The organism is Chryseobacterium taklimakanense, from assembly GCF_900187185.1.
In the GTDB taxonomy this organism is placed as follows: domain Bacteria; phylum Bacteroidota; class Bacteroidia; order Flavobacteriales; family Weeksellaceae; genus Planobacterium; species Planobacterium taklimakanense.
Genome location: NZ_LT906465.1, coordinates 2,393,043 through 2,419,476 on the forward strand (window position 1 = coordinate 2,393,043; position 26,434 = coordinate 2,419,476).

General features: G+C 41.7%; 28 protein-coding genes and 1 tRNA gene. 4 read left to right on the forward strand and 25 right to left on the reverse strand.

What is annotated here, in order from left to right; translation table 11 throughout:
* Positions 1–295: 295 nt before the first annotated feature.
* The 18 genes from CKV81_RS11450 to CKV81_RS11535 all read right to left on the reverse strand — a co-directional run bounded on the left by CKV81_RS11450 (position 296) and on the right by CKV81_RS11535 (position 16,048).
* Positions 296–1,675, reverse strand: coding sequence for an NADH-quinone oxidoreductase subunit N (locus CKV81_RS11450; RefSeq protein WP_095073368.1), 1,380 nt, complete (start codon positions 1,673–1,675; stop codon positions 296–298).
* A gap of 56 nt (positions 1,676–1,731) precedes the next feature.
* The gene (locus tag CKV81_RS11455; protein ID WP_095073370.1) at positions 1,732–3,225 is read right to left on the reverse strand and encodes a complex I subunit 4 family protein; all 1,494 of its coding nucleotides are present in this window, start codon (positions 3,223–3,225) and stop codon (positions 1,732–1,734) included.
* Positions 3,226–3,227: 2 nt separating this feature from the next.
* Entirely contained in the window at positions 3,228–5,141 is a 1,914-nt protein-coding gene (gene nuoL, locus CKV81_RS11460) for an NADH-quinone oxidoreductase subunit L (protein ID WP_095073372.1), read from the reverse strand.
* A 6-nt stretch (positions 5,142–5,147) separates the two neighbouring features.
* Complete coding sequence (nuoK, locus tag CKV81_RS11465; protein ID WP_095073374.1) at positions 5,148–5,477, reverse strand: NADH-quinone oxidoreductase subunit NuoK; 330 nt, start codon at positions 5,475–5,477, stop codon at positions 5,148–5,150.
* A gap of 4 nt (positions 5,478–5,481) precedes the next feature.
* On the reverse strand, positions 5,482–5,979 hold the full coding sequence (locus tag CKV81_RS11470; RefSeq protein ID WP_095073376.1) for an NADH-quinone oxidoreductase subunit J family protein: 498 nt from the start codon (positions 5,977–5,979) through the stop codon (positions 5,482–5,484).
* Positions 5,979–6,527 (reverse strand): NuoI/complex I 23 kDa subunit family protein, encoded by a 549-nt coding sequence (locus CKV81_RS11475; protein ID WP_095074480.1) that lies wholly within the window; start codon positions 6,525–6,527, stop codon positions 5,979–5,981. The genes CKV81_RS11470 and CKV81_RS11475 overlap by 1 nt, the downstream gene beginning before the upstream one ends.
* A gap of 280 nt (positions 6,528–6,807) precedes the next feature.
* A complete protein-coding gene (nuoH, locus tag CKV81_RS11480) occupies positions 6,808–7,869 on the reverse strand; it encodes an NADH-quinone oxidoreductase subunit NuoH (protein ID WP_095073377.1) in 1,062 nt (353 codons plus the stop codon).
* Between the two features lie 86 nt (positions 7,870–7,955).
* Complete coding sequence (locus CKV81_RS11485) at positions 7,956–8,972, reverse strand: 2Fe-2S iron-sulfur cluster-binding protein (RefSeq protein ID WP_095073379.1); 1,017 nt, start codon at positions 8,970–8,972, stop codon at positions 7,956–7,958.
* Between the two features lie 51 nt (positions 8,973–9,023).
* Entirely contained in the window at positions 9,024–10,379 is a 1,356-nt protein-coding gene (gene nuoF / locus CKV81_RS11490; RefSeq protein ID WP_095073381.1) for an NADH-quinone oxidoreductase subunit NuoF, read from the reverse strand.
* A 32-nt stretch (positions 10,380–10,411) separates the two neighbouring features.
* A complete protein-coding gene (locus CKV81_RS13625; RefSeq protein ID WP_258454328.1) occupies positions 10,412–10,636 on the reverse strand; it encodes a HepT-like ribonuclease domain-containing protein in 225 nt (74 codons plus the stop codon).
* A gap of 123 nt (positions 10,637–10,759) precedes the next feature.
* Entirely contained in the window at positions 10,760–11,053 is a 294-nt protein-coding gene (locus CKV81_RS11500) for a nucleotidyltransferase family protein (protein WP_095073383.1), read from the reverse strand.
* 6 nt (positions 11,054–11,059) lie between these two features.
* Positions 11,060–11,569: an NADH-quinone oxidoreductase subunit NuoE family protein gene (locus tag CKV81_RS11505; protein ID WP_095073385.1), complete on the reverse strand. Its 510-nt coding sequence runs from the start codon at positions 11,567–11,569 to the stop codon at positions 11,060–11,062.
* A 97-nt stretch (positions 11,570–11,666) separates the two neighbouring features.
* Positions 11,667–12,890, reverse strand: a complete 1,224-nt coding sequence (locus tag CKV81_RS11510; RefSeq protein WP_095074483.1) for an NADH-quinone oxidoreductase subunit D — start codon at positions 12,888–12,890, stop codon at positions 11,667–11,669.
* A gap of 78 nt (positions 12,891–12,968) precedes the next feature.
* Entirely contained in the window at positions 12,969–13,463 is a 495-nt protein-coding gene (locus tag CKV81_RS11515; protein ID WP_095073388.1) for an NADH-quinone oxidoreductase subunit C, read from the reverse strand.
* Positions 13,464–13,587: 124 nt separating this feature from the next.
* Positions 13,588–14,145: an NADH-quinone oxidoreductase subunit B gene (locus tag CKV81_RS11520; RefSeq protein WP_095073390.1), complete on the reverse strand. Its 558-nt coding sequence runs from the start codon at positions 14,143–14,145 to the stop codon at positions 13,588–13,590.
* Between the two features lie 85 nt (positions 14,146–14,230).
* Positions 14,231–14,602 (reverse strand): NADH-quinone oxidoreductase subunit A, encoded by a 372-nt coding sequence (locus tag CKV81_RS11525; protein ID WP_095073392.1) that lies wholly within the window; start codon positions 14,600–14,602, stop codon positions 14,231–14,233.
* 121 nt (positions 14,603–14,723) lie between these two features.
* Positions 14,724–14,912 (reverse strand): hypothetical protein, encoded by a 189-nt coding sequence (locus CKV81_RS11530; RefSeq protein WP_095073394.1) that lies wholly within the window; start codon positions 14,910–14,912, stop codon positions 14,724–14,726.
* 11 nt (positions 14,913–14,923) lie between these two features.
* Complete coding sequence (locus CKV81_RS11535) at positions 14,924–16,048, reverse strand: GNAT family N-acetyltransferase (RefSeq protein WP_095073396.1); 1,125 nt, start codon at positions 16,046–16,048, stop codon at positions 14,924–14,926.
* Between the two features lie 120 nt (positions 16,049–16,168).
* Here CKV81_RS11535 and CKV81_RS11540 point away from each other — a divergent pair, with 120 nt between their 5' ends.
* Positions 16,169–16,858 (forward strand): zinc metallopeptidase, encoded by a 690-nt coding sequence (locus tag CKV81_RS11540; RefSeq protein ID WP_095073399.1) that lies wholly within the window; start codon positions 16,169–16,171, stop codon positions 16,856–16,858.
* Between the two features lies 1 nt (position 16,859).
* Here CKV81_RS11540 and CKV81_RS11545 read toward each other — a convergent pair whose 3' ends face one another.
* The 7 genes from CKV81_RS11545 to rbfA form a co-directional block, all read right to left on the reverse strand.
* Positions 16,860–17,462: a YigZ family protein gene (locus CKV81_RS11545; protein ID WP_095073401.1), complete on the reverse strand. Its 603-nt coding sequence runs from the start codon at positions 17,460–17,462 to the stop codon at positions 16,860–16,862.
* Positions 17,452–18,480 carry a bifunctional diaminohydroxyphosphoribosylaminopyrimidine deaminase/5-amino-6-(5-phosphoribosylamino)uracil reductase RibD gene (ribD, locus tag CKV81_RS11550; RefSeq protein ID WP_095073403.1) on the reverse strand — a complete coding sequence of 343 codons (1,029 nt, stop codon included), beginning with the start codon at positions 18,478–18,480 and terminating at the stop codon, positions 17,452–17,454. The genes CKV81_RS11545 and ribD overlap by 11 nt, the downstream gene beginning before the upstream one ends.
* A gap of 58 nt (positions 18,481–18,538) precedes the next feature.
* Positions 18,539–20,335: a DUF349 domain-containing protein gene (locus CKV81_RS11555; protein ID WP_095074487.1), complete on the reverse strand. Its 1,797-nt coding sequence runs from the start codon at positions 20,333–20,335 to the stop codon at positions 18,539–18,541.
* Positions 20,336–20,689: 354 nt separating this feature from the next.
* Positions 20,690–21,418, reverse strand: a complete 729-nt coding sequence (locus CKV81_RS11560; protein WP_095073405.1) for a shikimate dehydrogenase family protein — start codon at positions 21,416–21,418, stop codon at positions 20,690–20,692.
* A gap of 65 nt (positions 21,419–21,483) precedes the next feature.
* Positions 21,484–23,262, reverse strand: a complete 1,779-nt coding sequence (locus CKV81_RS11565; RefSeq protein ID WP_095073407.1) for an endonuclease — start codon at positions 23,260–23,262, stop codon at positions 21,484–21,486.
* 62 nt (positions 23,263–23,324) lie between these two features.
* On the reverse strand, positions 23,325–24,530 hold the full coding sequence (locus CKV81_RS11570) for an ABC transporter permease (RefSeq protein ID WP_095073408.1): 1,206 nt from the start codon (positions 24,528–24,530) through the stop codon (positions 23,325–23,327).
* Positions 24,531–24,536: 6 nt separating this feature from the next.
* Positions 24,537–24,899: a 30S ribosome-binding factor RbfA gene (gene rbfA, locus CKV81_RS11575; RefSeq protein WP_095073410.1), complete on the reverse strand. Its 363-nt coding sequence runs from the start codon at positions 24,897–24,899 to the stop codon at positions 24,537–24,539.
* A 94-nt stretch (positions 24,900–24,993) separates the two neighbouring features.
* Here rbfA and mce point away from each other — a divergent pair, with 94 nt between their 5' ends.
* From mce to CKV81_RS11590, 3 genes are all read left to right on the forward strand, one after another.
* Positions 24,994–25,392 carry a methylmalonyl-CoA epimerase gene (gene mce / locus CKV81_RS11580; RefSeq protein WP_095073412.1) on the forward strand — a complete coding sequence of 133 codons (399 nt, stop codon included), beginning with the start codon at positions 24,994–24,996 and terminating at the stop codon, positions 25,390–25,392.
* A gap of 122 nt (positions 25,393–25,514) precedes the next feature.
* Positions 25,515–25,588: transfer RNA gene (locus CKV81_RS11585), tRNA-Ile, on the forward strand.
* Positions 25,589–25,996: 408 nt separating this feature from the next.
* Positions 25,997–26,422 (forward strand): hypothetical protein, encoded by a 426-nt coding sequence (locus tag CKV81_RS11590; protein WP_095073414.1) that lies wholly within the window; start codon positions 25,997–25,999, stop codon positions 26,420–26,422.
* Positions 26,423–26,434: the final 12 nt, after the last annotated feature.

Here is a 26,434-nt window from a genome sequence, read left to right on the forward strand (position 1 = left end):
GATTGTAATGGAAAGCGGGACCGTGCGTGTGGGTAAACCCAAGACAATCTGCTTCCTATAAATAAACTCGTTTTTCTGTACCGCAAAATCTATCATAAGCCTTACCACATCAACAATATAAGCAGCTGCATTCCTTTTTTGGGCCTCGAGTTTTCGACTGCGTTCAAAAACCTTAAGCTACCAAAAAAGACAGGGGAACACGGTGAACCTGTCGTAGACTGCAGAAACTTATTGCTCCGGTGAAATAAAAAACCCTTCCAATTCTGAAAGGGTTCTGTATTGTTTTTAAAATTTCTTAAGACGCAAACTGCATTGCAAACAAATCCGGGAATACGCCCAACGCCACAATGGCCAGAATGATGAAAACCGCCAGAATATTGTAGGTTAAAGTCACTGATTCTGAAGTTTTGAAACTGCTTTCCTTGAAGAAGAACATCGCAATAATCAATCTTAAATAGTATGCAATTGAAATTGCAGAACCTAAGATCGCGATCAGCACCAGAAATGCTGCACCGTGCATAGCCTGAGCAAAAAGTGCGAATTTCGCCATGAAACCGGCAGTTAACGGAATCCCCGCCATTGAAAGCATGGAGATCGCGCCAACGACAGCGAGTAACGGTTCTGATTTTGCCAAACCTTTAAAGGCGTTGAATGAGGTTTCTCTCTTCAGTTTTTCAACCCAGATTAGTGTCATCATAACACCGATGGTTGCTAAAGAATAAGCAAAAAGGTAAAACGCCAGATTATAAGTTGAAAGATTATTGATTCCAAAGAAAATCAGTCCCAAATATCCTGCGTGCGAAACGGAAGAGTAGGCGAGCATACGCTTGGCATTGCTCTGCGCCAGTCCCATCGTATTGGCAAGGAATAAAGTAATGATTACCAAAACTCCCATGATATTGAACCATTCGTCATAAACGCCGATGAAGGCAATCGTAAGAAGTCTGAAAAATGCGTAGAATCCTGAGATTTTCACCACGCTCATCATAAAAGTTGTAATCAGCGACGGTGAACCCTGGTAAACGTCCGGACTCCACATGTGGAACGGAGCGAGTGCTACTTTAAATGCCAGTGCGGCAATCATTAAAATCATACCTAAAATCAGCATCAAATCACCAGGAAATTCTTTGGCGTATGCGTGAACCTGGTATAAATCGAATGTTCCAGAAGTTCCGTAAATTAAAGTAATCCCAAAAAGTAAAAATCCGGTTGCGAATGCTCCAATCAGGAAATATTTTAACGATGCTTCGTTGGAGCGCAGATCGGTTTTATTGGCACCAGCCATTACATAAAGCGGAATGGAAAGGATTTCAATGCCGATGAAAAGCGTTACCAAGTTCTGATATCCGAAAAGTACAATGCTGCCGCAAAGTGAAAACAGCATCAGCGCATACAGTTCAGACTGATGGCTTCTGTGATTGCTGAAGGCAAAACCACCCATAAAGAAAATCAGAAGCGTTACGACGATCGATATTTTGGTGAACAGGGCGGTGTTCGGGCCAAATTCGAACATGTGGTTATATTGGGCAAAGAATTGCGCTTCCGGCAGGTAACTTACATAAAGCGCCACCAGCAAACCTGCAATTCCGATATACCTTGCGAGTTTCCCCTGCTGAAAAACCCCGGTAAACAGCGCAATAACGGCGGTAAGGAAAACAATAATTAAAACACTCATATTATTGATTTGAAATTCGACCCTTCGTCAGGCTCAGGGTACAATTTTTTTATTTTTTAATTCAACATCGATTGGTAGATAAACTTCAGCGAACTGCTCACCAGTTCAATCACCGGCTGTGGGAAAACTCCGAAAAGGATCACCATTCCTGCGATACTTGCCATCACGGCAAATTCCGCATCTGTAAGGTCTTTCGCAGTAGAAAGAACCCTTTCGTCGCCTTCCGTAAACATTGTTTTACCATAACTTCTGAAAAGGTAAGCCGCTGCAAGAATAATCGTGATTCCCGCAATAATCGCAGCCAGCACATTATAATCGAAAATTGACTTTATCAGAATGAACTCCCCGATGAAACCGTTGGTTAAGGGCAATCCCACAGAACCGAGAAGTACGATCATAAACAGGACCGCAAATTTTGGGGCAACTCTCGCCAAACCGCCCATTTGACGGATATCTCTGGTCTTGAATCTTTTGTAAAGAATATCAGCACAGTAAAACAGACCTACGACATTGAAACCGTGCGCAAAAGCCTGCACTAAAGCTCCCTCGCCACCTTCAATCGTGAATTTTCCCTTCATCACCAAAAGTGCCGTGGCGAAAATCCCGGCTACCATCAGTCCAACGTGTGAGAATGATGAGTAGGTGAATATTCTTTTAATATCATTTTGAATTAAAGCAATCAAAGCACCGTGAAGGACGCCGATGATCGCAAGCATCAACACGATAGAACCTGAAATTCCCGCAATAGCATCCGGAGTAATTGGGAGCAGGTATCTAAAAATTCCGTAAACTGCCATCTTAAGCATAATCCCTGAAAGAAGCATCGTTCCCTGTGTCGGAGAGTACGTGTAAGTATCGGGCTGCCAGGTGTGGAACGGAAATACCGGTAGTTTCACTGCAAAGGCAAAGAAAATAAACCAGAAAACCACCGTCTGCTGGGTGATGTTCAAGCCTGCATTATACATATCGGTTACCGCAAATGACGGTGCATAATTATAGATGTAAACGAAGGCACCCAACATAAACAGTGAACCCACAAACGTATAAACGAAGAATTTAGTCGTAAACTGGAATCTTTTGTTTTCCTGGCCCCAAAGTCCGGCGATCAGCCAAATTGGTATTAAAGTTACTTCCCAGAAAATGTAGAATAAAAGCCCGTCCAGCGCGGTGAAAACGCCAACCAGACCAAACTGCATCAGCAAAATAAGCGCGTAGAAAGAATTTCTGTAACTTACATTTTCATTGAATGATGAATAAATGATTAAAGGCACCAAAATATTGGTCAGAAGCAAAAGCAGCATGCTCATCCCGTCAATCCCGAAATGCAGCGAACTTTTTAGAAACTGTGACCACGGATAATTGATTTCGTGCTGCAGTACACTGTCTACAGTTGGTCTCGCATCAAATCCATAAAGGACAAAGAACGTAACCAACATCTGTATTAAAGCAATTCCAAACGCCATGTACTTGCCGGTTTTACCTTTTAAGGCAAACAGCAATCCCGAACCTACAAGAGGTATAAGTAATAATGCTAATAAATGATACGACATTATTATTGTAATAAAAAGTTAACAATCAATATAATTCCGATAGCCAGAGACATCACCAGAACATAATTCTCCACATTTCCGTTCTGCAGTTTCTTCATCGATTTTCCACTTTCTTCAGCACCATCGCCCACGAAATCGACTACTTTATTCAAAACATTATTATCGAACATTTTTCCACCGCGGCCCAAACCTTCAACCGTTCTCACAAACAAAGCGTTGTACAGTTCATCCACATATAATTTTTTGGCAGAAAGTCTTTCCCAGCCTGTGTACTCTTCTTCCGCAACAGGAAGTTTGCCTTTGTTGACATAAATATTTCTGATGATAAACCAAACCGCGAAGAACATTGCAACAGTCGCTGCAATCAGGATGTATTCTGTAGAAACTGAAACTCCTTTTAGATTCGCCTCCAGCTGGCTTTTAGCATTCTCAACCAAAACCGGGCTTAGCCACTCCTGAAGTTTGGAGTAATGCCCGTGTCCGATGATATGAGGCAGGTTGATAAAACCTCCCACAACAGAAAGTACCGCAAGAACCATCAAAGGTACAGTCATATTCAGTGGGCTTTCGTGAAGATGGTGTTTCTGCTCTTCAGTCCCTCTGAACTGTCCGTGGAATGTCAGATAATAAAGTCTGAACATATACGCCGCCGTCATGGCTGCAATTAGGAAAAGGATTACCCAGAAAACCGGATTTTTTGCCCACGCTGCAACCATAATTTCATCTTTGGAAATCATCCCGGAGAATAATGGCATCCCCGCAATCGCAAATGTTCCGATAAGGAATGTGATGTGGGTAATTTTAATCTTATCTTTCAGCCCGCCCATAAAACGCATATCCTGTTCGCCGCCCATCGCGTGAATTACCGAACCGGAACCAAGGAATAATAATGCTTTGAAGAATGCGTGAGTCATAAGGTGGAACATCGCAGCCGTGTAAGCACCTACACCCAGAGCCACAACCATGAAACCGAGTTGTGAAATCGTGGAATAAGCCAAAACTTTTTTAATGTCATTCTGCCTCATTGCGTAGAATGCGGCAACAGCCGCAGTGAGCAAGCCGATGAACAGAATGCCGTCCATCACCGTTGGAGCCAGAACATACAGGAAGTTTGAACGAACAACCAGGTAAACCCCCGCAGTAACCATCGTTGCTGCGTGGATGAGTGCTGAAACCGGAGTGGGGCCGGCCATCGCATCAGGTAACCATGTATAAAGCGGAACCTGTGCCGATTTACCTGTAGCACCAATGAAAAGCGCAGCACAGATAAAGATAATTACCGAACCGTCCAGTTCAAATTTTGAAGCATTTTGTGCTACCGAAAGATAGTCGAATGCGTTGGTGTGGAAGGCAATCATAAAGATACCCATCAAAAGCCCAAGGTCACCGATACGGTTCATAATGAAGGCCTTTCTCGCTGCTTTTCCGTATTCTTTATTCTTGAACCAGAAACCGATCAGTAGGTAAGAGCAAAGACCTACGCCTTCCCATCCGATGAAGAGGATAATGTAGTTACTGCCCATTACCAAAAGGAGCATCATAAAAACGAAAAGGTTCAGGTACGCAAAGAACCTGTGGAAACCTTTATCGTGGCTCATATAACCGATAGAATAGAGGTGGATCAGTGAACCGATTCCCGTGATGATCATGATCATCATTAAAGACAACTGATCAATCTGGAAACTGAAATTCACCTGAATACCGTTTACCCGGAACCATTCAAAAGCCCTTACGATAACCGGCTGTGAAGTTTTGTCAAAATTAAAAAACAAATAAGATGCGATACAGAAAGCCGCAAAAACCACTAAGGTTGCAATTCCGCCCACTACATTTTTTGGAAGCATTTTCCCGAAAAGCCCGTTGATTAAAAATCCGGCAAGTGGAAGAAGTACAATAGCAAAAATCAAATTTTCCATTCTTTCTTATCCTCTTAATTTGTTAAATATACTTACGTCAACAGATTTGGTATTTCTGTACATCATCGCGATAATTGCCAAACCTACAGCAACTTCCGCAGCGGCAACCACCATGATGAAGAACACCAGAATCTGCCCGTGTCCGTCACCCATATAACTAGAAAACGCTGCCAGAAGCAGATTTACAGAATTCAGCATCAGTTCCACACAACCCAGGATAATGATGGCATTTTTCCTCAACAAAACACCAAGAACCCCAAGGCAGAACAATACCGTGGACAGAATTACGAAATAATTCAGCGGAACGCTGTGTATAAATGTATTTACTTCACCCATAATTTTATAAATCTCTCTTACCAATCAATACCGCACCTACGATTCCCGCAAGAATGAGGATAGAAGCCAGTTCGAAAGGCAGCACATATTCGTTAAACAAAAGTCTTCCTAAATTTTTGGTCAAGCCTACGCTGTAGTCTATTCCATCACCGGCAACAATATTCTGTTTCACCCCTCTGAAAGCGCCCAGCATTCCCACAAGCAAAATACCGCCGGCAAAAACTCCTATAAATTTCAGAGCATTCTGTTTTTTGCCTTCGTCTGTTTTGTTCAGGTTCAGCATCATCAGGATGTAAAGGAATAAAACCATGATCGCTCCCGCATACACAATCACCTGAACTATGCCCAGGAACTGCGCATTCAGCAGTACGTACATTCCCGCAATCGAGAACATCGTCACAATAAGTGAAAGGATTGAGTATATCGGGTTACGGTTGAATACAAAACTTGCAGCACTTATAACCGCAACAGCAGCCACAAAGAAAAATAAAACCTGTTCCATTATTTCACTGCCTTTTTTTGTAGTTCGCTTTGGCGGTCGGTGATGTCGATTCGGTTATTCACATCTTCCACCAGTTTATCTTTACCGTAAACGAAAGAACCTCTGTTGCTTTCCACATCTACCAGTCTGTCCGTCAGGTAGATGGCAGATTTAGGACACGCTTCCTCGCACATGCCGCAGAAGATGCATCTCAGCATATTGATTTCGTACACCGAAGCATATTTTTCTTCTCTGTAAAGGTGTTTCTCGTCCTTAGTACGCTCGGCAGAAGTCATGGTAATAGCTTCCGCAGGACACGCCACAGCGCAAAGTCCGCACGCGGTACATCTTTCCCTGCCTTCTTCATCACGCTTCAGCACGTGGAGTCCCCGCCACACTTTGGCTCTCGGTTTCTGAACTTCCGGATACGCGAAAACTTTCCCTTTAGAACCTTCGAGGGCGTGCCTCAGGGTAATCCCCATACCTTTCACAATGGCGGGAAGGTACAGTTTTTCCATAAAGGTCATTTCCTTATTCGAAACAACTTTTGACCTGTTTGTTAGTTTCATTATGATATATTTTGTTTTCGGCATCCGGCAATCTGCTTTCAGCCTGCAAAATTTTTATTTTTTAGAAGTATGATGTCTAAAGTTTAGAACTATACCACACAACACTCCACTGCTTTTTCACTTTTATTTGGGCGTGTCCCTCACTCGCTCACTCCTGCGCCTTTCGGCGCATCCGTTCGCTCATTCGGGTCGCTACGTCCGCTTCAAGTCCTCGTTCAACGGCGCTCGCTGCGCTCGCGCCCACGCTACTGCGGGCTTTCCGCTACCATCGCTCACGCAGTTACGCTCCGGCGAACAAAATCACCGCACCGGTAATCACAAGGTTTATCAATGCCAATGGAATTAAAGTTTTCCATCCCAGATGCATCAGTTGGTCATATCTGAATCTCGGAATCGTCCATCTGATCCACATAAAGATTAAGATACCGATGATGGCTTTAGCCATAATTGCCAGGATACTCAGGATTCCGGCTACATTTTCGCCCCAGTTTTCAGTGACCCAGTTAATTCCCGGATAATTGAAGCCGCCGAAAAATAAAGTCGCGATTAATGCATTAGAGATGAACATATTCACATATTCCCCGAACATATACATCCCGAAATTCATGGATGAATATTCAGTCATATAACCGTTTACAAGTTCAGATTCACACTCCGGCAAATCGAAAGGGTGGCGGTTGGTTTCAGCCATTGCCGCTACAAAAAAGATGATGAATGCCAACGGTTGGTAAAGGATGTTCCAGTTGAACCCGTCTGCTTCAAAAAGCCCCCAAAGTTTTCCGGTTCCCTGATCTGCAACGATTTTATTCAAATCCAGACTTCCGCTCATCATAATGATTGAAAGAAGGGAAAGTCCCATGGCCAGCTCATAAGAGATCATCTGGGAAGATGCACGGATGGCTCCGATCAGTGAGTATTTATTGTTGGAAGCCCAGCCCCCGATCATCATTCCGTAAACACCGATGGATACCATTCCCACAAGGAAAAGCACTCCAACATCGATATTCGCAACCTGCAATGCAAAAGATTCGCCGCCTATGTTTAAAGATTTTCCCCACGGAATCACTGCACCGGTAACCAACGCAATAAACATGGTGATGGAAGGTCCTAAAATAAAGAGGAATTTCTCAGCACCTGACGGAATAAACCCTTCCTTAAAAAACAGTTTACCACCGTCTGCCAAAGGTTGCAATAATCCGAATGGTCCGGCTCTGTTCGGCCCAATTCTGTCCTGCAGTGCGGCTGCAACTTTTCTTTCGCCCCATGTAGAGTAGGCGGCAATACCCAATGATACTGCAAAAAGAGATACAACCAGTATGATTTTAAAAGTGATTAAATCCATAATTTTTTTGATTCGAGATTTGAGATTCGAGATTCGAGATTTAAAAATTATCTCATTAACCCATTCTCAAATTATCTGATTATAAATTATTTTTGTTCTTCGGCCTGTGCTTCGTCTTTTGTGCTGATCTGTTTCGCCATCGGATTGTCGAGCAAAACAGGTTCGTCAGCTGCTTTCTGATAGTGGTTCAGAGAAATCACCGAATGCCTGTCGATATGTCTCGGGCCTTCGATATTCCAGTATTTCACATCTTTCTTATCCCAACGGCATGAGTTGCAGATCCATTCTTCAGATTCTCCGTACTGGTCCTGTCTTGCTGTTACACGGATTACTTCGTCGCCTTTCATCCAAAGCACTGCTTTTCCGGAACATTTATCGCAGGAACAGCTTGCATTCATCGGTTTGGTGAACCAAACACGGCTTGCAAACCTGGAAGTTCTGTCGGTCAGTGCCCCTACCGGACAAACATCAATCACGTTTCCGTAGAAATCATTATCGAGCGCTTTATTCAGATAGGTTGAAATTTCAGCATGGTCGCCTCTGAACAGGATTCCGTGCTCGCGTTTTTCCGTCAGTTGATTTGCTGCCAGTACGCATCTTGCACAAAGTATACATCTGTTCATATGAAGTTTGATGTACGGCCCGATATCTTCCGGCTCGAAAGTCCTTCTTTCAAATTCAGTTCTGGTTTGTTCCACACCGTGCTCATAACCCAAATCCTGAAGGTGGCATTCACCGGCCTGGTCACAGATTGGGCAATCCAAAGGGTGGTTTACCAAAAGAAATTCGGTTACGGCTTTTCTGGCTTCCTGTGTTTTTTCGGAGGTCAGGTTTTTTACTTCCATACCGTCCATCACTCCGGTTCTGCAGCTTGCCACGAGTTTCGGCATAGGCCGTGGATCTGCTTCCGAACCTTTGGAGACTTCTACAAGGCAGGTTCTGCACCGTCCGCCACTGGTTTCCAGCGGTTTGTAGTAGCACATTGCAGGCGGTACAGATTTTCCGCCGATTTGTCTTGCCGCTTCCAAGATGGTAGTTCCCGGCGCAACTTCGGTTTCCTGTCCGTCGATGGTGATTTTAAATTTTTTAACTTCTTCGCTCATAATTATGCTGTCGGCGTCCTGCTGTTGGCAGTCAGCGTCCTGATTTATTAATTAATTGGCTGCCGGAGCAGGAATTGGATCGGCGTAATTGGCTAATCCGTAATTCTGTGTTTTAGCAAGTTCAGGGTTTTTCACGTGCCATTCAAATTCATCTCTGAAGTGGCGAATTGCCGCTGCTACAGGCCAAGCTGCAGCGTCACCCAAAGGGCAGATCGTGTTGCCTTCGATTTTTCTCTGGATATCCCAAAGCAAATCGATATCTGCCATTGTACCTTCTCCGTTTTCTATTTTTTTCAGAATTTTATACATCCACGGGGTTCCTTCGCGGCACGGTGTGCACTGTCCGCAACTTTCGTGGGCATAAAATCTTGCTAACGTCATTGTGTGTTCCACCACGCACTGGTCTTCATCCAAAACAATGAAACCTCCCGAACCCATCATCGTTCCGGTCGCGAAACCGCCGTCCGCAAGGGATTCGTAGTTCATATATCTCGGTTCGCCGTTGATGGTTCTCAAAAGTAAATTCGCCGGGACGATGGGAACGGAAGAACCTCCGGGAATACAGGCTTTAAGCCGTTTTCCGTCTTTAATTCCACCGCAGTATTCATCAGAATAAATGAATTCTTCAACCGTAATGGTCATATCAATCTCATAAACGCCTGGTTTATTGATATTTCCGCAGGCAGAAATCAGTTTGGTCCCGGTAGATTTACCTACTCCGATTTTGGCATATTCAGCACCGGTAATATTAATGATAGGAACTACCGCAGCGATAGATTCCACGTTGTTGACGACGGTTGGCCTTTCCCAAAGCCCTTTCACGGCAGGGAACGGCGGTTTCAGCCTTGGATTTCCTCTTTTTCCTTCAAGGGATTCCAATAGCGCGGTTTCTTCGCCGCAAATGTAGGCTCCGGCACCTCTCTGAACATAAATTTCACAGTCGAAACCGGTTCCTAAAATATTTTTACCAAGGAAACCTGCATTACGGGCTTCCTCAATAGCTTCTTCCAAAATATCCGGAATCCATGAATATTCACCGCGGATGTAGATATAAGACGTATTGGAACCCAAACAGTATGATGAAATCAGCATCCCTTCAATCAAAAGGTGGGGAAGGAATTCCATTAAATATCTGTCCTTAAAAGTTCCCGGTTCCGATTCATCGGCATTTACCACCAGGTGTCTCGGTACGCCTTCAGGTTTTGCAAGGAAACTCCATTTCAAACCGGTAGGGAAACCGGCACCACCACGGCCGCGAAGCCCGGAAGTTTTTACTTCTTCCAGAATTTCCTCGGGAGTCATTTTCAACGCTTTTTCCAAGGCCTCATAACCGCCCTGTTTTCTGTAAACATCGAAATAGCGGATTCCCTCAACGTGAGCGTCTTTAAGTAAAAGTTTTTTACTCATTTTCGTATTGTTTTGGTTTTCAGCAAATTGCCTTAACCATTATTTTCAAGTTTATTTTTAATTCTTAAAATTTCTCTCTTCATCGCTTCAATATCTTTTGTGGCGAGTTGGAAAATAGTTTTATTATCAACTCTAAAATATTCGTGCGAAAGTAAATTTCTTAACCCAACAATTAATTTCCATGGTGTTGAATTTTCTTCATCATACAGTGTCTCTTCAGAAATATGATTTGTCGCTTCCCCAATGATTAACAACAATCTTTCAACAGCAAGGCTTTTTTCATAATTTGTGACAAAATCCTCATTGAAACACCTTCCAAGATCTTTTCAATTTTTTCAATGGAATCAACGATGTGATTAATTCTGTCAATATCTCCCAATTTATGCTTCATAAATCAAAACTTTATCATTTTGAATGTACTTTTCAATTAATGGTGAGATAAATTCCCAGGAAACAAAATCTACTTCTTTCCCTAAAATTTCCTTTACATCAAACAACCATTTAATGTAATTTAATCCGATGTGATGATTATAATCCCAATCGATTAAAAGATCAACATCGCTGTTTTCATCGGCTTCACCACGGGCAAAAGAACCAAACAGATAAACTTTTTTTACCGGTTTATCCCGGAAAAATGTCTGGATTTTCTGTATTTCCTGTGGTGTAAGTTTCATAAATATTTAATCCAAAGCAACGGCGCCCTGTCTGCAAAGTTCCAGGATCTCGTCCACTTTTTCTATAGTTAAATTTTCGTGATAAAATTTGCCCAACTGCATCATCGGGGCATAGCCGCACGCGCCAAGACATTCCGCAGGTTTCAGCGTAAACAGTCCGTCCGCAGTGGTTTCACCATCTTTAATGTTGAGTTTGGTGCGGATGTGATTCAGTATTTTTTCGCTTCCTGAAACCATACAGGGCCCGGTTCTGCAAACTTCCAAAACGTATTTTCCTACCGGTTTCATATTGAACATGGTGTAGAAAGTGGCCACCTCGTACACTTCGATAGGTTTGATGTTCAGGATTTGGGCTACATAATCCATCACCGGAACATCGAGCCAGCCGCCAAATTCTTTCTGTGCCACATGAAGAATCGGTATAAGGGCAGATTTTTGTCTTCCCTCGGGATATCTTGAGATAATTTTATGTACCTGTTCTAAAGTTTCAGGTTTGAAAGCAATCGTTTCGCTCATTTTTTAATTTTGTAAAATGTAAAATGTACAAAGTACAAAGATTTTTATTTTTACAGTACATTGTACATTGTACATTGTACATTGTACGTTTTTAAATTTATGCATCTAATTCCCCCGCAATGACGTTCATCGAACACATGGTAACGATGGCATCAGAAATCATTCCGCCTTTAATCATTTCAGGGTAAGCCTGGTAATAAATGAAGCAAGGCCTTCTGAAATGCAGTCGGTACGGGCTTCTTCCGCCGTCGCTCACCAGATAGAATCCTAATTCTCCGTTTCCGCCCTCTACGCAGTGGTAAACTTCACCTTTTGGAACATCCGTTTCACCCATTACAATTTTGAAATGGTAAATCAGAGCTTCCATTTTTGAGTAAACATCTGCTTTTTCAGGAAGGTAAAATTCCGGCACATCGGCGTGGAACGGCCCGTCAGGCAGGTTATTATATGCCTGCTCAATGATTTTCAATGATTCCCAAACTTCATGCTGGCGCACCATAAAACGGTCATAAGTGTCCCCTGAAGTTCCCACTGGAATGATGAAATCAAAATCGTTGTATGAAGAATACGGACTGGCGACCCGAACATCATAGTCAACCCCGGTAGCCCGAAGGTTTGGACCTGTAAAACCGTAACTTAAAGCACGTTCTGCGGAGATGGTGCCTGCGGCAATGGTTCTGTCCATGAAAATTCTGTTTCGCTCATTCAACGTACAAAATTCACCCCAGATTTTTGGGAATTTTTTCAGCCAGTTTTGTAACAGTTCGTGGAATTTGGGTGAGAAATCTCTTTCAAAGCCTCCGATTCTTCCCATATTCGTGGTCATCCTCGCACCGCAAATCTGTTCATAAAGCTCATAAATAGCTTCTCTTTCGCGGAAAAGGTAAGTCAGTCCGGTAATAGCACCCGCATCCATCGCGATTACACCGTTACAGATCATATGGTCGGCAATTCGGGCAAGTTCCATCATAATCACACGCATATAATCCACGCGCTTCGGAACTTCGCAACCGATGAGTTTTTCTACCGTCATGTGCCATCCCATGTTGTTGATGGGCGATGAACAGTAGTTCATACGGTCAGTAAGGGTGGTGATCTGTGCAAAATTTCTTCTCTCAGAAATTTTCTCGAAAGCCCTGTGAATGTAACCCACGGTTTGCTCGTCATGAACTATTTTTTCGCCGTCCATCGTCAGCACGTTTTCAAAAATACCGTGTGTCGCCGGGTGCGTAGGGCCGAGGTTCAGGGTGTACAGCTGCCCGTCGATGTGTTCGCTGGAGTCGTACTGGTTTATTATATTGGATAGTGCGTTGTCTTTCATAATATTTGATTTTAGTTTTGAGATCTGAGGTTTGAAATTGCTGAATCTCAAATATCAAATTTTGAATTTCAAATGATTTTAGCGTCCGAACATCTTGTCGTCCTTGTCTGTTCTGGTGCCGTCTTCCAGACGGTACTCCTTCAGCATTGGGTGGTAGCCAAGGTCAGGTGAATTCAGTATGACCCTCAGATCCGGATGCCCTTTGAATTTGATTCCGAAAAAATCGAAGGTTTCTCTTTCCATCCAGTTGGCTCCTGCGTAGAGGTCGGTAAGCGTTTCAAATTCGGCGCCTTCACGTTGTGTAAAAGATTTCAGACGAATTCTGAAATTATCTTTCATATTGTGAAGATGGTAAATGACGCCGAGCTCCTTTTCTTTATTTTCTGGATAATGAATACCCGTAATATCGGTAAGAAAATTGATCTCAAGGGAAGAATCCCGCAGATGGTGTACTACTTTTTTCAGGTCATCTTTTTTGATTTCCAGCGTCAGCATTCCGTAAGGTTCTGAACTTGAAAGAACGCTTCCTGGAAACTCTCTGTTTATCGCTTCTAAAACAAATTCGTTTGTCATTTTGATTAATTTGAAAATTTGAAAATGAGTTAATTAAAAAATTATATCACTCAAATTTTATTCAATTCTATTCAAATGTTAAGAATTTGAAATTTTCAAATCTTCAAATTCCCACACTTTCAAATCATTTTATTCCGTAAGATTCCAGCAATGCCTGGTATTCCGGTGTGTCTCTTCTTCTGAGGCTTTCGCTTTGTGCCAGTGCCTGAACCTGCATCACACCTTCGATGATTTGCTCTGGCCTTGGCGGGCATCCCGGCACGTAAACATCCACTGGAATAATCCTGTCAATTCCCTGGAGAACTGAATAAGTATCAAAAATACCACCGCTGCTCGCACATGCTCCTACTGCAACCACCCAGCGCGGTTCAGCCATCTGCGTGTATACCTGCTGTAAGACAGGGGCTAATTTTTTTGAAATAGTTCCGCAAACCATCAGCATGTCCGCGTGTCTTGGCGAGAAAGAGTTTCTCTCCATTCCAAATCTTGATCCGTCGTATGTAGGATTCAGGAACGCCATATATTCAATGCCGCAGCAGGAAGTTGCAAATGGTAAAGGCCAAAGCGAGTAACTTCTCGCCAAACCGATTACGCTGCTCAATTTGGTAGCAAAGAAGCCTTCACCTTCATAACCTTCAGGTGCCTGCGCATCCATTCTTACTACCGGTTTATTATCTGACATAAGTCTTGTGTTTAAAGTTAAAAGTTTAAGGTTTCAGGTTTAAAGTTCAAATTTTATTCGTAACTCATGTTCCTGCTTCCTTTTGTTATTTATCCCAGTCCAGTGCGCCTCTTTTCCAAACATAAATAAATGCAAGGAAGAAAACAGCTACGAAAGTAAGGACCGCGAGAAAACCGGCCACACCGAATTCCCTGAAATTTACAGCATAAGGATAAAAGAATACAATCTCGATATCAAAAAGCACAAAAAGTACGGCAGTAAGGAAATATTTAACCGAAAACGGCGTTCTCGCATTTCCTTCAACTTCGATTCCGCACTCGAAACTTTCGTTTTTACGGTTCTGGGCTTTGCTTTGCTTTGGTCCCAGGAAATGGGTTCCGATTAGAGACAGCAGAACGAAACTCAAACCTACAGCTGCCTGTATGAGTATCGGGATATAATTTTCAGGTAAGTTCATTACTGGGTTGTTTTCTCAATCTGCAAATTTAGCAAATAAAGATTAAAACGAAATCCAAAGACTCAAAAAAAAACGAAAAGAATGATACCTTAGTGTCGGTATTTAGAATTGTTATAAATAATTATTTTTTGCTTGAATTTTTCATTTTTCTAATTGCGATAAAGGCCATAAACGCGATGTAAAGAAATAGGAAGCTGGCAAAGAGAATATTCACAATGGTATTGATACGATCATCCTGTATCTGAAAAAACTGATTGTAGACGATAAACAAAAGGATCATCGATCCATAGATGTAGAGGTGTTTTTTCATCTCTTTTTAACTTAAAATTCCATAGAATAGGTTCTCCTCCGTTTATGATTTACAGGATTATAGTCCTGCCACAGCAGTTGGATTGCTTTGTTTTCTTCGAGTTCAGGATTGGTTTCCAGGTGTTTTACGCCTTTTTTTCTGAACCTGTCGAAGATTTCTTTGAATATAATTGAAGTCACGCCGCGACGCTGGTATTCCGGATGTATCCCGATCAGATAAAAATTTGCGCGGTCGTTTTTCTTTCCGGCCTGCAGGAAATACCACCACCCAAAAGGGAAAAGTTTGCCGTTGGATTTTTGCAGTGCCCGGGAGTAAGAGGGCATGGTAATCGCAAAGGAAATTAAATTGTTCTGCTCATCTGCAATACAAATGATATAATCCTTATTGATGAACGGGAAATATTTTTCCTTGTAAGTCTTAATCTGCTCTTCGGTAATTGGGGTGTAGGTAGAGAGATTTTTATAAGTTTCATCCAAGAGCCTGAACATGGGGTCTATGTAGGGTATGATTTCATTTTTAGTTCTGAAATTCAATACTTTGAGCTTGTATTTTTCTTTTACAAGTTCATTAAATTTTATAACCTTTTCAGGAAGAACTTCAGGAAATTTGATTTCATATTCCACCCACTCCTTTTCTTTGGTAAGACCCAGATTTTCAAGATGTTTCGGATAATATTCAAAGTTGTAAATGCCGATCATCGTAGCAATTTCATCAAAACCGTGCACCAGCATTCCTGCTTTATCCAGGTTGGTAAATCCCATTGGGCCTTCGATCTTGCTGATGTTGTTTTCTTTAGCGAAATTTACCGCCGTCTCAATCAGTGCTTTGGACACTTCAACATCATCAATGAAATCGATCCACCCAAACCGTACTTTTCTGATCCCAAGTTCAGCCTCTTCCTTTTTATTGATGATCACCGCAATTCTGCCGGCAATTTTTTCATTTTTATAGGCCAGAAACTGCCGGGCTTCGGAATACTGGAGTGCGGGATTTTCTTTTTTGTTCCAGATCTGCTTTTCATCGGTAATTAAAGAGGGTACAAAGTTTTTGTTATTTTTGTATAAATCCATAGGGAACCGGATGAATTCCATCAGCTCATTATCGGATTTTACCTCTTTAATAAAGATCGCAGACATGTTTGTAAAATTAAGGAAAGACAAAGATACTTATTAATTAAAAATGAGTAGTAATTTGGCATAGTTTTTCCATAAAAAAAGAGAATTTTAAACTGAAAAAACAATCAAAAAATAATAGAAATGAGTGGTTATTATCTTATCATTGGAGCGATTTTCATTATCAGTATGATCGTGCAGAACAGGCTCCGTTCAAAATTTGCATACTATTCCAATGTTCATCTGCAGAATGGGATGTCCGGGAAAGAAATTGCTGAAAAAATGCTTCGGGACAACGGAATTCAGGATGTTCAGGTGATATCGGTACCTGGCCAGCTTACGGACCATTACAATCCTGAAAATAAGACCATCAACCTGTCTGAAGGGGTTTATATGCAGAGAAATGCGGCGGCGGCAGCGGTTGCGGCGCACGAAACCGGCCACGCCGTTCAGCACGCTGTGGGTTATTCTATGTTGCAGCTGCGTTCCAAAATGGTTCCGGCGGTTAACTTTTCATCAAAACTTTTACAGTTTGTTCTTATGGCGGGTATTGTAGTAATGGCATCCAGCGGGAATAAAACGCTTTTGCTTATTGGTGTGATTCTTTTCGCTGTAACAACAGCTTTTGCGTTTGTAACGCTTCCTGTAGAGTATGATGCGAGTAAAAGGGCACTAGCCTGGTTGAAAAGCTCAGGCACACTGGCCAACAAAGCTGAGTATGAAGGTGCGGATGATTCGCTTAAATGGGCCGCGAGAACCTATGTTGTAGCAGCTTTGGGATCGTTAGCTCAGCTTATTTATTTCGCGTCGATGCTTACGGGAAGGAGAGATTAAATTAAATAAATTTAAAAGAAATATGCTGCATCTCGGAAAGAACTTCCGAGATGTTTTCTTTTTGTGAAGTTTTAACCATTGCTGTAATGGTGCAGTTTTGCTCCGTCGTGAAGTCAAGAATTTTTCCGTCGAATTTATTAAGCAGGGTAAAAATAACATTTTGCTGATTAAACCCGAAATGAATTTCGAGCACGGACTCCAGTTCGCGGGTGATGATTTCTGCTTCTTCCAGAACCATTTTTGCCGATTCCTTATAGGCCTTTACCAACCCCGAAACCCCGAGTTTTGTACCGCCGTAATACCGAACCACGACGAGAAGAATATTTGTAAGATCGTTCGCAAGAAGTTGGTTATAGATGGGTAATCCGGCACTTCCGGAAGGTTCGCCGTCGTCATTGGCGCGGTAATTTTCGCCATTTAAACCCAGGCGAAATGCGTAGCAGTGGTGTGTGGCTTTCGGATGTTCAGCTTTCAGGGCGTCGAGGAACTTTTTTAACTCTTTTTCATCGTTTACAGGATAGGCAAAACCAAGGAATTTGCTTCCTTTCTCCTTTAAAAGGATGTCTTCTACGGGCGATTTAATGGTTCTGAATTCAAACTGCATGGTTCAAGTAGTGTTTCACGACATTACTCCGGAAATGTTCTGTGCTGAAAGGTAGTGCCGAAATTTCAGGTGCTGTGGTGCCGCTTTTCAGAAAAAGGTTTTCGTTGGTAATCACAAAGGCCTCATCCCAAAGATTTTGACTGATGAACTGTTGAATCGTAAAACCTCCGCCTTCTACAATAACCGACTGGATCTGCATCCCGTAAAGCCGGTGCATTAAATCCTGCAGGAAATTTTCTTTTGATATTCTGATGAATTTTATGTTTTCCTCAGCAACTTCTTTTTTCGAATTGAAAATAAATGTTTCTGCTTCACTGTTATAAATATTGAAATCCGAAGGAACTTTCAAATCAAAATCAATAAGAATCCGGATTGGATTTTTACCGGAAACATTCCGTACAGATAAGCTCGGATTGTCTCTTAAAGCCGTTTGCGTCCCAACTAAAATGGCATGTTCGTCAGCACGGAGCTGATGTGTATACTGATTTACAATGACATTTGAAATCGGGTAGGGCTGAAAATTTTTATCCATAAAACCATCTTCCGACTGCGCCCATTTTAGAATAATATATGGCCTTTTTTTCTGGTGGAAAGTGAAAAATCTTTTGTTTAAATCCCTACACTCTTTTTCCAACACACCACTTACAACTTTGATTCCTGCGTCTTCGAGGATCTGTTTTCCTTTGCCGTTAACTTTTTCGTGGGAATCCAAAGTTCCAATAACGACGGTTTTAAAACCAATTTCCTTTAGTTTTAATGCGCAGGGCGGTGTTTTTCCGAAATGGGAGCAGGGTTCCAGTGATACATAAATGGTGGATTCGGGTAGCAATGATGAATCTTTTACAGAGTTTATCGCGTTGATTTCCGCATGCGGCTCACCGGCTTTTTCATGATAACCTTCCCCGATAATTTTACCGTTATGAACGATCACGCTGCCTACCAGGGGATTCGGATAAGTGTTTCCGGCAGCTTTTTTCGCCAGTTCAATGCAGCGTCTTAAATAAAATTCGTCCGTCATTGTATAAAAAAGCGAAGACAAATTTCTTTGCTTCGCCTTTCAGTTTTCTAAATTATTTTTACTCTCCGCTGATAATTTTGTGGAGGTTTTGTTTCAGGGTTTCAAGCTGTGCCTTTTTGTCGTAAATGTTTGCATAAGTGTCCTTCAATAAAGGATTTTCTCTGCTCGGATTGCTAAAGAAACCGAGGTTGTTTTCCAGCGTTGCGATTTCTGCCTCTAGATCTGCAACCTGATTTTTAATCTTCCGGGCTTTGTCAGTCAGTTGATTTTCAGAAAGGTTTTCATCTTTTATTTCGAATTCGCTTACTTTGTTGAGCTTCAATTTTTCTCTTAAAGTTTTATTGAATTCGGAATTTATAGAAAGTTTCTCGCGCGGCACTTTACCTATTGCATTCCACTTTCCTTTGATTTCTTCAATTTTTTCAACGCTGGTTTCGTCGCTGCCCACTTCCTTTAGTTCATCGAGCAGGGCGCGTTTGAGCTTATAGTTTTCCTTCCAGTTGTCGCCGCTGCCGGTAGTATTTTTAGACCTGTAGTTTCCAAAAAAAGTATTGCAGGCCCCGCGGAAATCATCCCAAATCTTATTAGCCTGGCTTCTGGGAACGTGACCGATTTTTTTCCAGTCTTCCTGAAGTTTTTTGAAGAGGGGTACCATGGTGTCCCAGTCTTCGGAATTCATATTGTCTTTGGCAATCTGAATTAGTTTCAGTTTTTCTTCAAGGTTGGTGACCTGGCTCCCCTTCAGGTTTTTGTAAAAATTGTTTTTAACGGTATTGAAGTCCCTTAGGGTTTGCTTAAAATCGTTCCAGTTCTGGTTTGAAATCTTTCTTGGGACGCTGCCAATCTTCAGGAACTCTGTCCTTAAATCTTCCACTTTTTTTATGGCATTTTGCCAGAAGCTGTGGTTAGGCGCATTTTCTGGTGAAGAGAGTTTTTTTATTTCGGCTATGATCTGGTTTTTCTTTTCCAGATTGGCCTTCTGTTCCTCTTCAATTGCTGCAGAAAGTTCAGATTTTCTTTCGTGGATTTGGTTAGAGATCTCCCTGAACTCGTCCCAGGTTTTCTCACGGAATTCTTCTGCAACCGGTTCTGCCTCTTCCTTCCATAATTTATGAAGGTATTGCAGCTCATTCAGGGCTTTCTGTACCGGTTCTTTTACCAGCTCTTTTGCCCGCTCAATGATTTGCTGCCTTTTTTCAAGGTTGTGGGTGTATTCCTGATGCAGATAATCCTTATTCAGATCCAGCATGGCATAAAACTGGTTCAAATGATGGAAATAATTGTTATTCAGAAGCTTAAACTCCGATTTTGCCACCTGTCCGGCGCTGCTCCAAGCCTGTTTGATCTCACGGATTTCCTTGAAAAGGTTGGTTCCCGGCTCACTGTTGGTGTAGAGGTTTTTCAGCCGTTCTATAATTTCCTGTCTGGCGGCAAGGTTTTCAGCGTGCTGCTCTTCCTGTTTGGCAAGGTAACTGTCGTGTTTCTCTTTGAATATCGTGATTAACCCGGAAAGTTTTGATAATGACGGATGTTCCCAGCTGAAGTTTTCTTCGCTGTTTCCCGCGGAGATAAACTCGTGTTTCTTGTCTTCGGTTTCCTCCTGCATTTTTTGGGTTGCCAACTCTCTCAGCTGTTGGAACTGACGGTTTTTTTCACCGGCATTTTGCTCATTTACGAGTTTTTCCATTTCACCAATTACCTGTTCAGCATTCCGGGAGTCGGTTGTATGATCCGGTGTTTCTTCCTGATCCTCTTCAGCCTCTTCGGGGTCAATCTCGGAAAGAACTTTTTCCTCCGGGATGTGGAAAGGCTTTTGAGTATGCATGCTTTGCTGGTGTTCCGGAGTGGCCTCCATGATTTCTGTCGCTGAACTTTGCGGAACTTCTTCGCTTATTTCATCAGTAAGCATTTCTTCCTTATTTGGATCTACTTCAGATAAAACCTTTTCTTCCGGCGGCATCTGCACCGATTTCTGAGTGTCCACATCAGACTGGTTTTCAGAATTTTCCCCAATTTGTCCTTCGGTTCCAGGTTTTAGATCTTCGTTTTCAGGATTTTGATTTTCCGTGTTCATAGCAACTTATTTTTAAGTACTTTTTCAAATTTAAATGCTAGGCTAAGCCATCTCTGCCTTATAAAAACTGCAATAAATATACTTATTTTTTCTATTTGGTTGGTATTTTAAAAAAAATGTTTAAAAATTCCCGGATCACGAATTCCAGATTTCCCAGGCTTTTTCGGCCTGCTGCTCCAGCATGAAATAACCGTTGACGCATTTCGCTCCCTGCTCTGCAGCTTTCTTGATGAATTCCGTGTAGGTTGGATTGTAAATGAGGTCGATGATCAGATGTTCGTTTGTGAGTGCTTCAAAAGGAAATGCTAAACAATCGTTTACATCTGGATAAGTGCCCACAGGAGTGCACTGCACAATAATTTTATGCGATGACACCAAATCACGGCTAAGGTTTTCAAAGTTAATATCCGATTTTCGGGAAACGGTTTCGAAGGGAATATTTTTTTGTTTTAAGACGTACCGTACTGCTTTCGCGGCACCACCGTCACCCAAAACAAGTGCACTTTGCTGATGGCCTTTTTTATGAAGGTTTAAAGTTTTTTCAAAACCGTAGGTATCTGTGTTAAAGCCTTTTGTTTTGCCGGTTCTTATGGATACGGTGTTTACAGCCCCAATTTCTTTTGCTTCATCGCTCAGTTCGTCAAGGAAAGGTAAGATTTGCTCTTTGTACGGAATCGTGACATTAAATCCGTGAAGGTTTTCAGTTTGGAGGACGTCTGAAATTTCGCTGATGTCTTTTATATCAAAAACTTCATACGAATGATCTTTCAAAAAGAGTTTTTTAAACTTTTCAGTAAAATATTTCTTTGAGAAAGAATAGGCGATGTTTCTGCCTACCAAACCAAATTTTTTAACATTTTCCATAAAATCAAAGTTACAAAAAAAGGCCGGAGAAATTTCCGGCCATTGAACGATATCAGTTGTGCGATTTACTCTATGATAAATTTCGCAGCCTGGTTTCCAGCCTTAAGTATATAAATGCCTTTTGGAAGGTTCTTTAACTGTATCCTGTCTGATGTTTTTGAAACTTTATCCACAGTCTGTACAAGCTGCCCCGTCATGTTATAGATTTCTGCTCTAACATTACTTTCTTCCAATCCGGAGATCTGAATCGTTCCGTTTTTTACTGGGTTTGGCGAAACCGTAAGTTTTTTTGCCCCCACATTCGTTTCACCTAATCCTAATGTTGACGAGTAGCAGGTCCAGGAAAGATCATCTAAAGCAACCCGGTTTGATGTAGACGTATTTACCAATTTTACAGTAACGTTTCCTTCAATATTGATGTCCGAGATTGTTGTAGTTAATTTTCCAGATGCATAAGGAACCGCACCTTTTTTCACTCCATTTACAAATAAATCGAATGTTCCTTCAGTGCCACTGAATTTTAGCTGAGTAGTAACTGTCAGTGATCCAATACCGTTTGGTACGGCAGAACCTGTAAGTGATCCGTTTCTGATTACGATGGCTCTGTTGTTAAGCTTTTCATCCGTTCTTGCATCGGTTGCAGTCCAGTTAATTCCCTTGTTGGTCCAGGTTCTTGTAGAGTAACTGTTATTGTTAGCCGGTATATTTTCAAAATCTTCGTTCGCGCAAGAAGTATCGGTGTTTGCCATCAAAGTAGTTCCCTGCACCGTGTTGCTCGCAGGCGAAGCATTGCCTGCAGCATCTTTTGCGATGATATAGAAGCTGTAAGTAGTATTGGCTACAAGTCCTGTAACAGTGGCTGATGTTACGGAACCGGAAACAGTTGTTTTTAAAATTCCATCCACATAGATTTCATAAGATGCAATACCTATATTGTCAGTAGCAGCGGCCCAAGAAAGCGTTGCTGTGAAAGCTGTTGTTGAGTTTACTGCAAGATTAGCAGGCGCCGTTGGTGCCTGCGTGTCTGAAGACGTTGTGCCCCAAACTGCCTGGACCCATTCCGGATGGTCGATGTATGGGTTTCTGTTACCCTGAAAATTGTACGACGCGTTGTTTCTCGCGATTTCCTCCGGTGAAACCGGATCCTGTGCAGCCCAAGTTAAAAGCACCTGAAGCTCCCAGTCCTGCAAACTTGGATATGTATTATTCGCAAGCATATTACCAGTACTGAAATCAGCCATTCTAGACTCATACCGAGTCACGAAATAGAAAACCATTCTGGCAATGTCACCTTTAAAAGTATCGATAGGTTCAAAGACAGTTGCCGAATATCCGGATGTTGTGTTATTACCTACCTTACTTCCATTTCTCGATGTGAAAGTAGGCTTTGAGACCATCCCGAATGGATAATTGCTTCTCATACCATTTACCTTTCCGTCAGTAGGGCGGATAAAGTTGATGTCAGAAACCATCGGCGCATTTGAACCGAAAAAACTTTGTGGGACAACGTGTTCTCTGTTATAGCAGTCGCCTTCCTGGGAATAGTTTCCACATTGTTTTTGTCCCGGGGTGTAATTGTATGGATCCGGTCCGTTTGGATTTTCCGAATACATATCGAGCACGGTGCCATCTTTTTCAAAAAAATTGTCGCGGTCTGTTGTTTCGTAGCCGGTATAAAGACCTCCATAGCCTTTATCTATGTGGCCATTGGAAATTATTTGGCTCAATTTTGTCTTGAGTGCTGCTCCGGTCAGTCCTGCAGTGCCGTCATAATAATTTGCTGGAGCCTGAGCAAGAATGATCTGTGATAAAAATATCAGGATCAGAAAGGAAAGTTTTTTCATTATGTATTTAAAATTTTTTTTGAGTGGGTAAAATTACAAGTAATAAGTAATTATCTCATATTTTATTTTGTTAATATATACTCCCTGTTGATCTTTGAAAAAAACCATGAGACAGAGAGCCCAAATAATAACGCAACGGCTGTAACGATTAAATAGTTTAAAGCTTTGATTCGGACCGGAAACGGCAGTTCGATTCCGGCTTTAAAGAAGTCCGTCGACATCTGGAAATAGCATATTGCGGTACCGATCATCAGTCCGGAAATAATTCCGAAAACCACGATAAGTACACCGGTATAGAAGTAGGTATTTCTCAATTTGCGCAAAGAAAGCCCTAAAGAAATCAGCGATTTTGCCTGTTCTTTCTTATCAAGCTGGAGAATGATGATGGCGCCCGCCAGATTAAAAGTGGTAATGAAAATCACCAGAGCAAAAATGAGGTAGATCATCAGTTTTTCGGTGTTGATCATCTTCCAGAAGGCGGCATTTTCCTCGGCCTTGGTTTTGACTGTATAATCTTTTCCAAGCTTTGTCTTTAATTTTTCCTTTAAATCATCGGCATCATCCGGATTTTTAAGTTTGATGACGATTTTGTAGGCTGCATCTTTCGGTAAGTTCAACAATTCCTGTCCCAGTTCCAGGGGACTGATTACATAATTGTTGAGTTGGTCATTGCCCGGGAAAACGCCGGTAACATAAATTTCTTTTTTGGTGAAAATATCATCCTCAGTCGTGATGATTCCCGTGCCGGGTTTAGGCATATAAAGCAGTGCCGGTGAAGAGTTTTCGCCCACGGGGATCTGCAAACGGTTGTCAAGGCCATTTTCGAGGATTACCTCGTTGCTGTACTGAAAATCAGGATATTTCCCGAAAAAAATATTTTTATCGATTGGGTTTACAAAAGTGTAAGCCGAGTCCACTGCACGCAGATAGGCAATTTCACCAATTCCGCCATTGTTTACATAAACTTTTTCTTCAATAACCTTAGATGAATGCTGTATTTCGGGTTGCTGTTTCAGGATTTTGGCTACCGCTTCCGGGTCCTTCAGTTTTTTTTCTACCTGGCCGGAAATGGTGAGGTCAGCGTGCAGATTAGCGATCATTTCCCTGTTAAGGTCCTCAAGTCCGGCAAACACAGAAATGATGATAAACATCGATGCTACAGCCGTCATCATCGCAAAAGCCGATAGCCAGGTAATGAAAGTCACAGCTGTGCTGCCTTTCTTGGCTATCAGATATCTTTTTGCAATGTAAAACGCCGTATTTGCCACGCTTGGTTACAGAATAGGATTATCGCCCTGGCCTTTCAGTTCGCGTTCCAGTTTTTCTACATCATCCAGGGAAGTATCGAGGTAGAAGTTCAGTTCCGGTATTATCCGTACCTGTTTTCCCATTTTCTGGCCAATGAAATTGCGGTACTGGGATTTGTTTTCCTCAATTTCCTTCATAACCGGCTTGCGGAATTCCTGTGGGAAGATGCTTAGATATATTTTGGCAATTCCCAAATCTGCCGTCACCTTCACATCCGAAACACTAACCATAAAGCTTTGCCTGCTTTCGGCGGACTGTTTGCGGAAAAGCTCCGCAAAATCTTCCTGTATGATCTGTGCGACCTTTCTTTGTCTGTTGCTTTCGTTCATACGGCAAATTTAGTATTTTTGTATGAGAATGAGGGATAGTGGCGGAGGAAGCTGTAAGTAGGGGGATTTCCTTTTAAACAATTATAATGTCATTATGAAAATAGAGCATCTTGGGATCGCCGTAAAATCGCTTGAAAGTTCAGATAATCTTTTTGCGAGATTACTGGGAAAGCCCAATTACAAACAGGAAGCTGTAGAAACGGAAGGTGTGACGACATCTTTTTACCAAGTTGGTGAAAGCAAAATCGAACTTCTGGAAGCGACAAATCCCGACAGCCCGATCGCAAAATTTATTGCTAAAAAAGGCGAAGGCATCCATCATATTGCGTTTGGTGTAGAAGATATCAAAGCTGAGGTAGAACGTTTAAAAAATGAAGGCTTTGTTTTTATCACTGAAGAACCGAAAGAAGGCGCTGATAATAAGCTGGTTGTGTTTCTGCACCCTAAATCCACAAACGGCGTTTTGGTAGAGCTTTGCCAGGAAAAGCCATAATAAATTTTGATATTCTTCAAAAAAGATTATTTTTGCAAACCAATTTAGGACTTCAAAAGTTTTAAATTTCTATAGCGCATGCTGACAGCCATCGGCAGGTAACAGCAAACAGTTATAACTGAGGCCCTATAACTCAGTTGGTTAGAGTAGCTGACTCATAATCAGCAAGTCCTTGGTTCGAGCCCAAGTGGGGCCACTTTTTTAAATCAACCATTTACAAATTGTAAGTGGTTTTTTTATTTTACCAATTATGGATTATAAGGAATATAAAACCAAAATCGACTGGGACGGCATTACGTAAGAAATATAAACACTCGGATTTTGACCTTTTTTATTATGTGGAAACACCCAAATTTAATGAGATGAGAAAATAAAATTCTTATAATTTACAATATATTGCCTTTCAAAACCTCCAACTTTTCAAAGCAGAAAAACTGGATTAAGGCATGGTACACTGAAATAGTTTTAATATCGGCGAGCTCGTAGAGATTTAAAGTGGTTTTTCATAAATAATCTCATTAAATTCATAAAAATAAGTTAATATGGGAAAAGCCCTCATTCTTGGCACAAAAATTATTTGTTAAAAAAGGAAATAAATTTTGAAATGAGGAAAACAATACTTGCATTTTTAATTGCATTTTCAGGATTGGTTTGGGCACAAAAGACCCCGCTAAGAGAAATGTACCAATACTCTGGAAAAAACGATAAAGCGCTCGTAAAGGCTAAAACCGACCTTTTTTTACTGAATATTTTGGCGTCGGATAAGTTTGAAGTGAAGACCAACAGTTCCGGGAACGATCATTTGGATGTGAATCTTTTAATGCCTTTTTCCAACGGTAAAATATCATCCCGGGTGCGTTATGATTTTCTGAACGAAGGTTTTGTTGTTTCACTTTCCAATACAAAACTTGTGAGCAGGGACGGAAAAGTAACTTTGCTTAATAATCCTTCAGATCTCAATCATAACAAAGTTCTTGAAAGCTTAAAGGGCCTGGTTTTCACCACTTATCAAAAGGAAATAAACAAATAGGAAAAGCCTCCG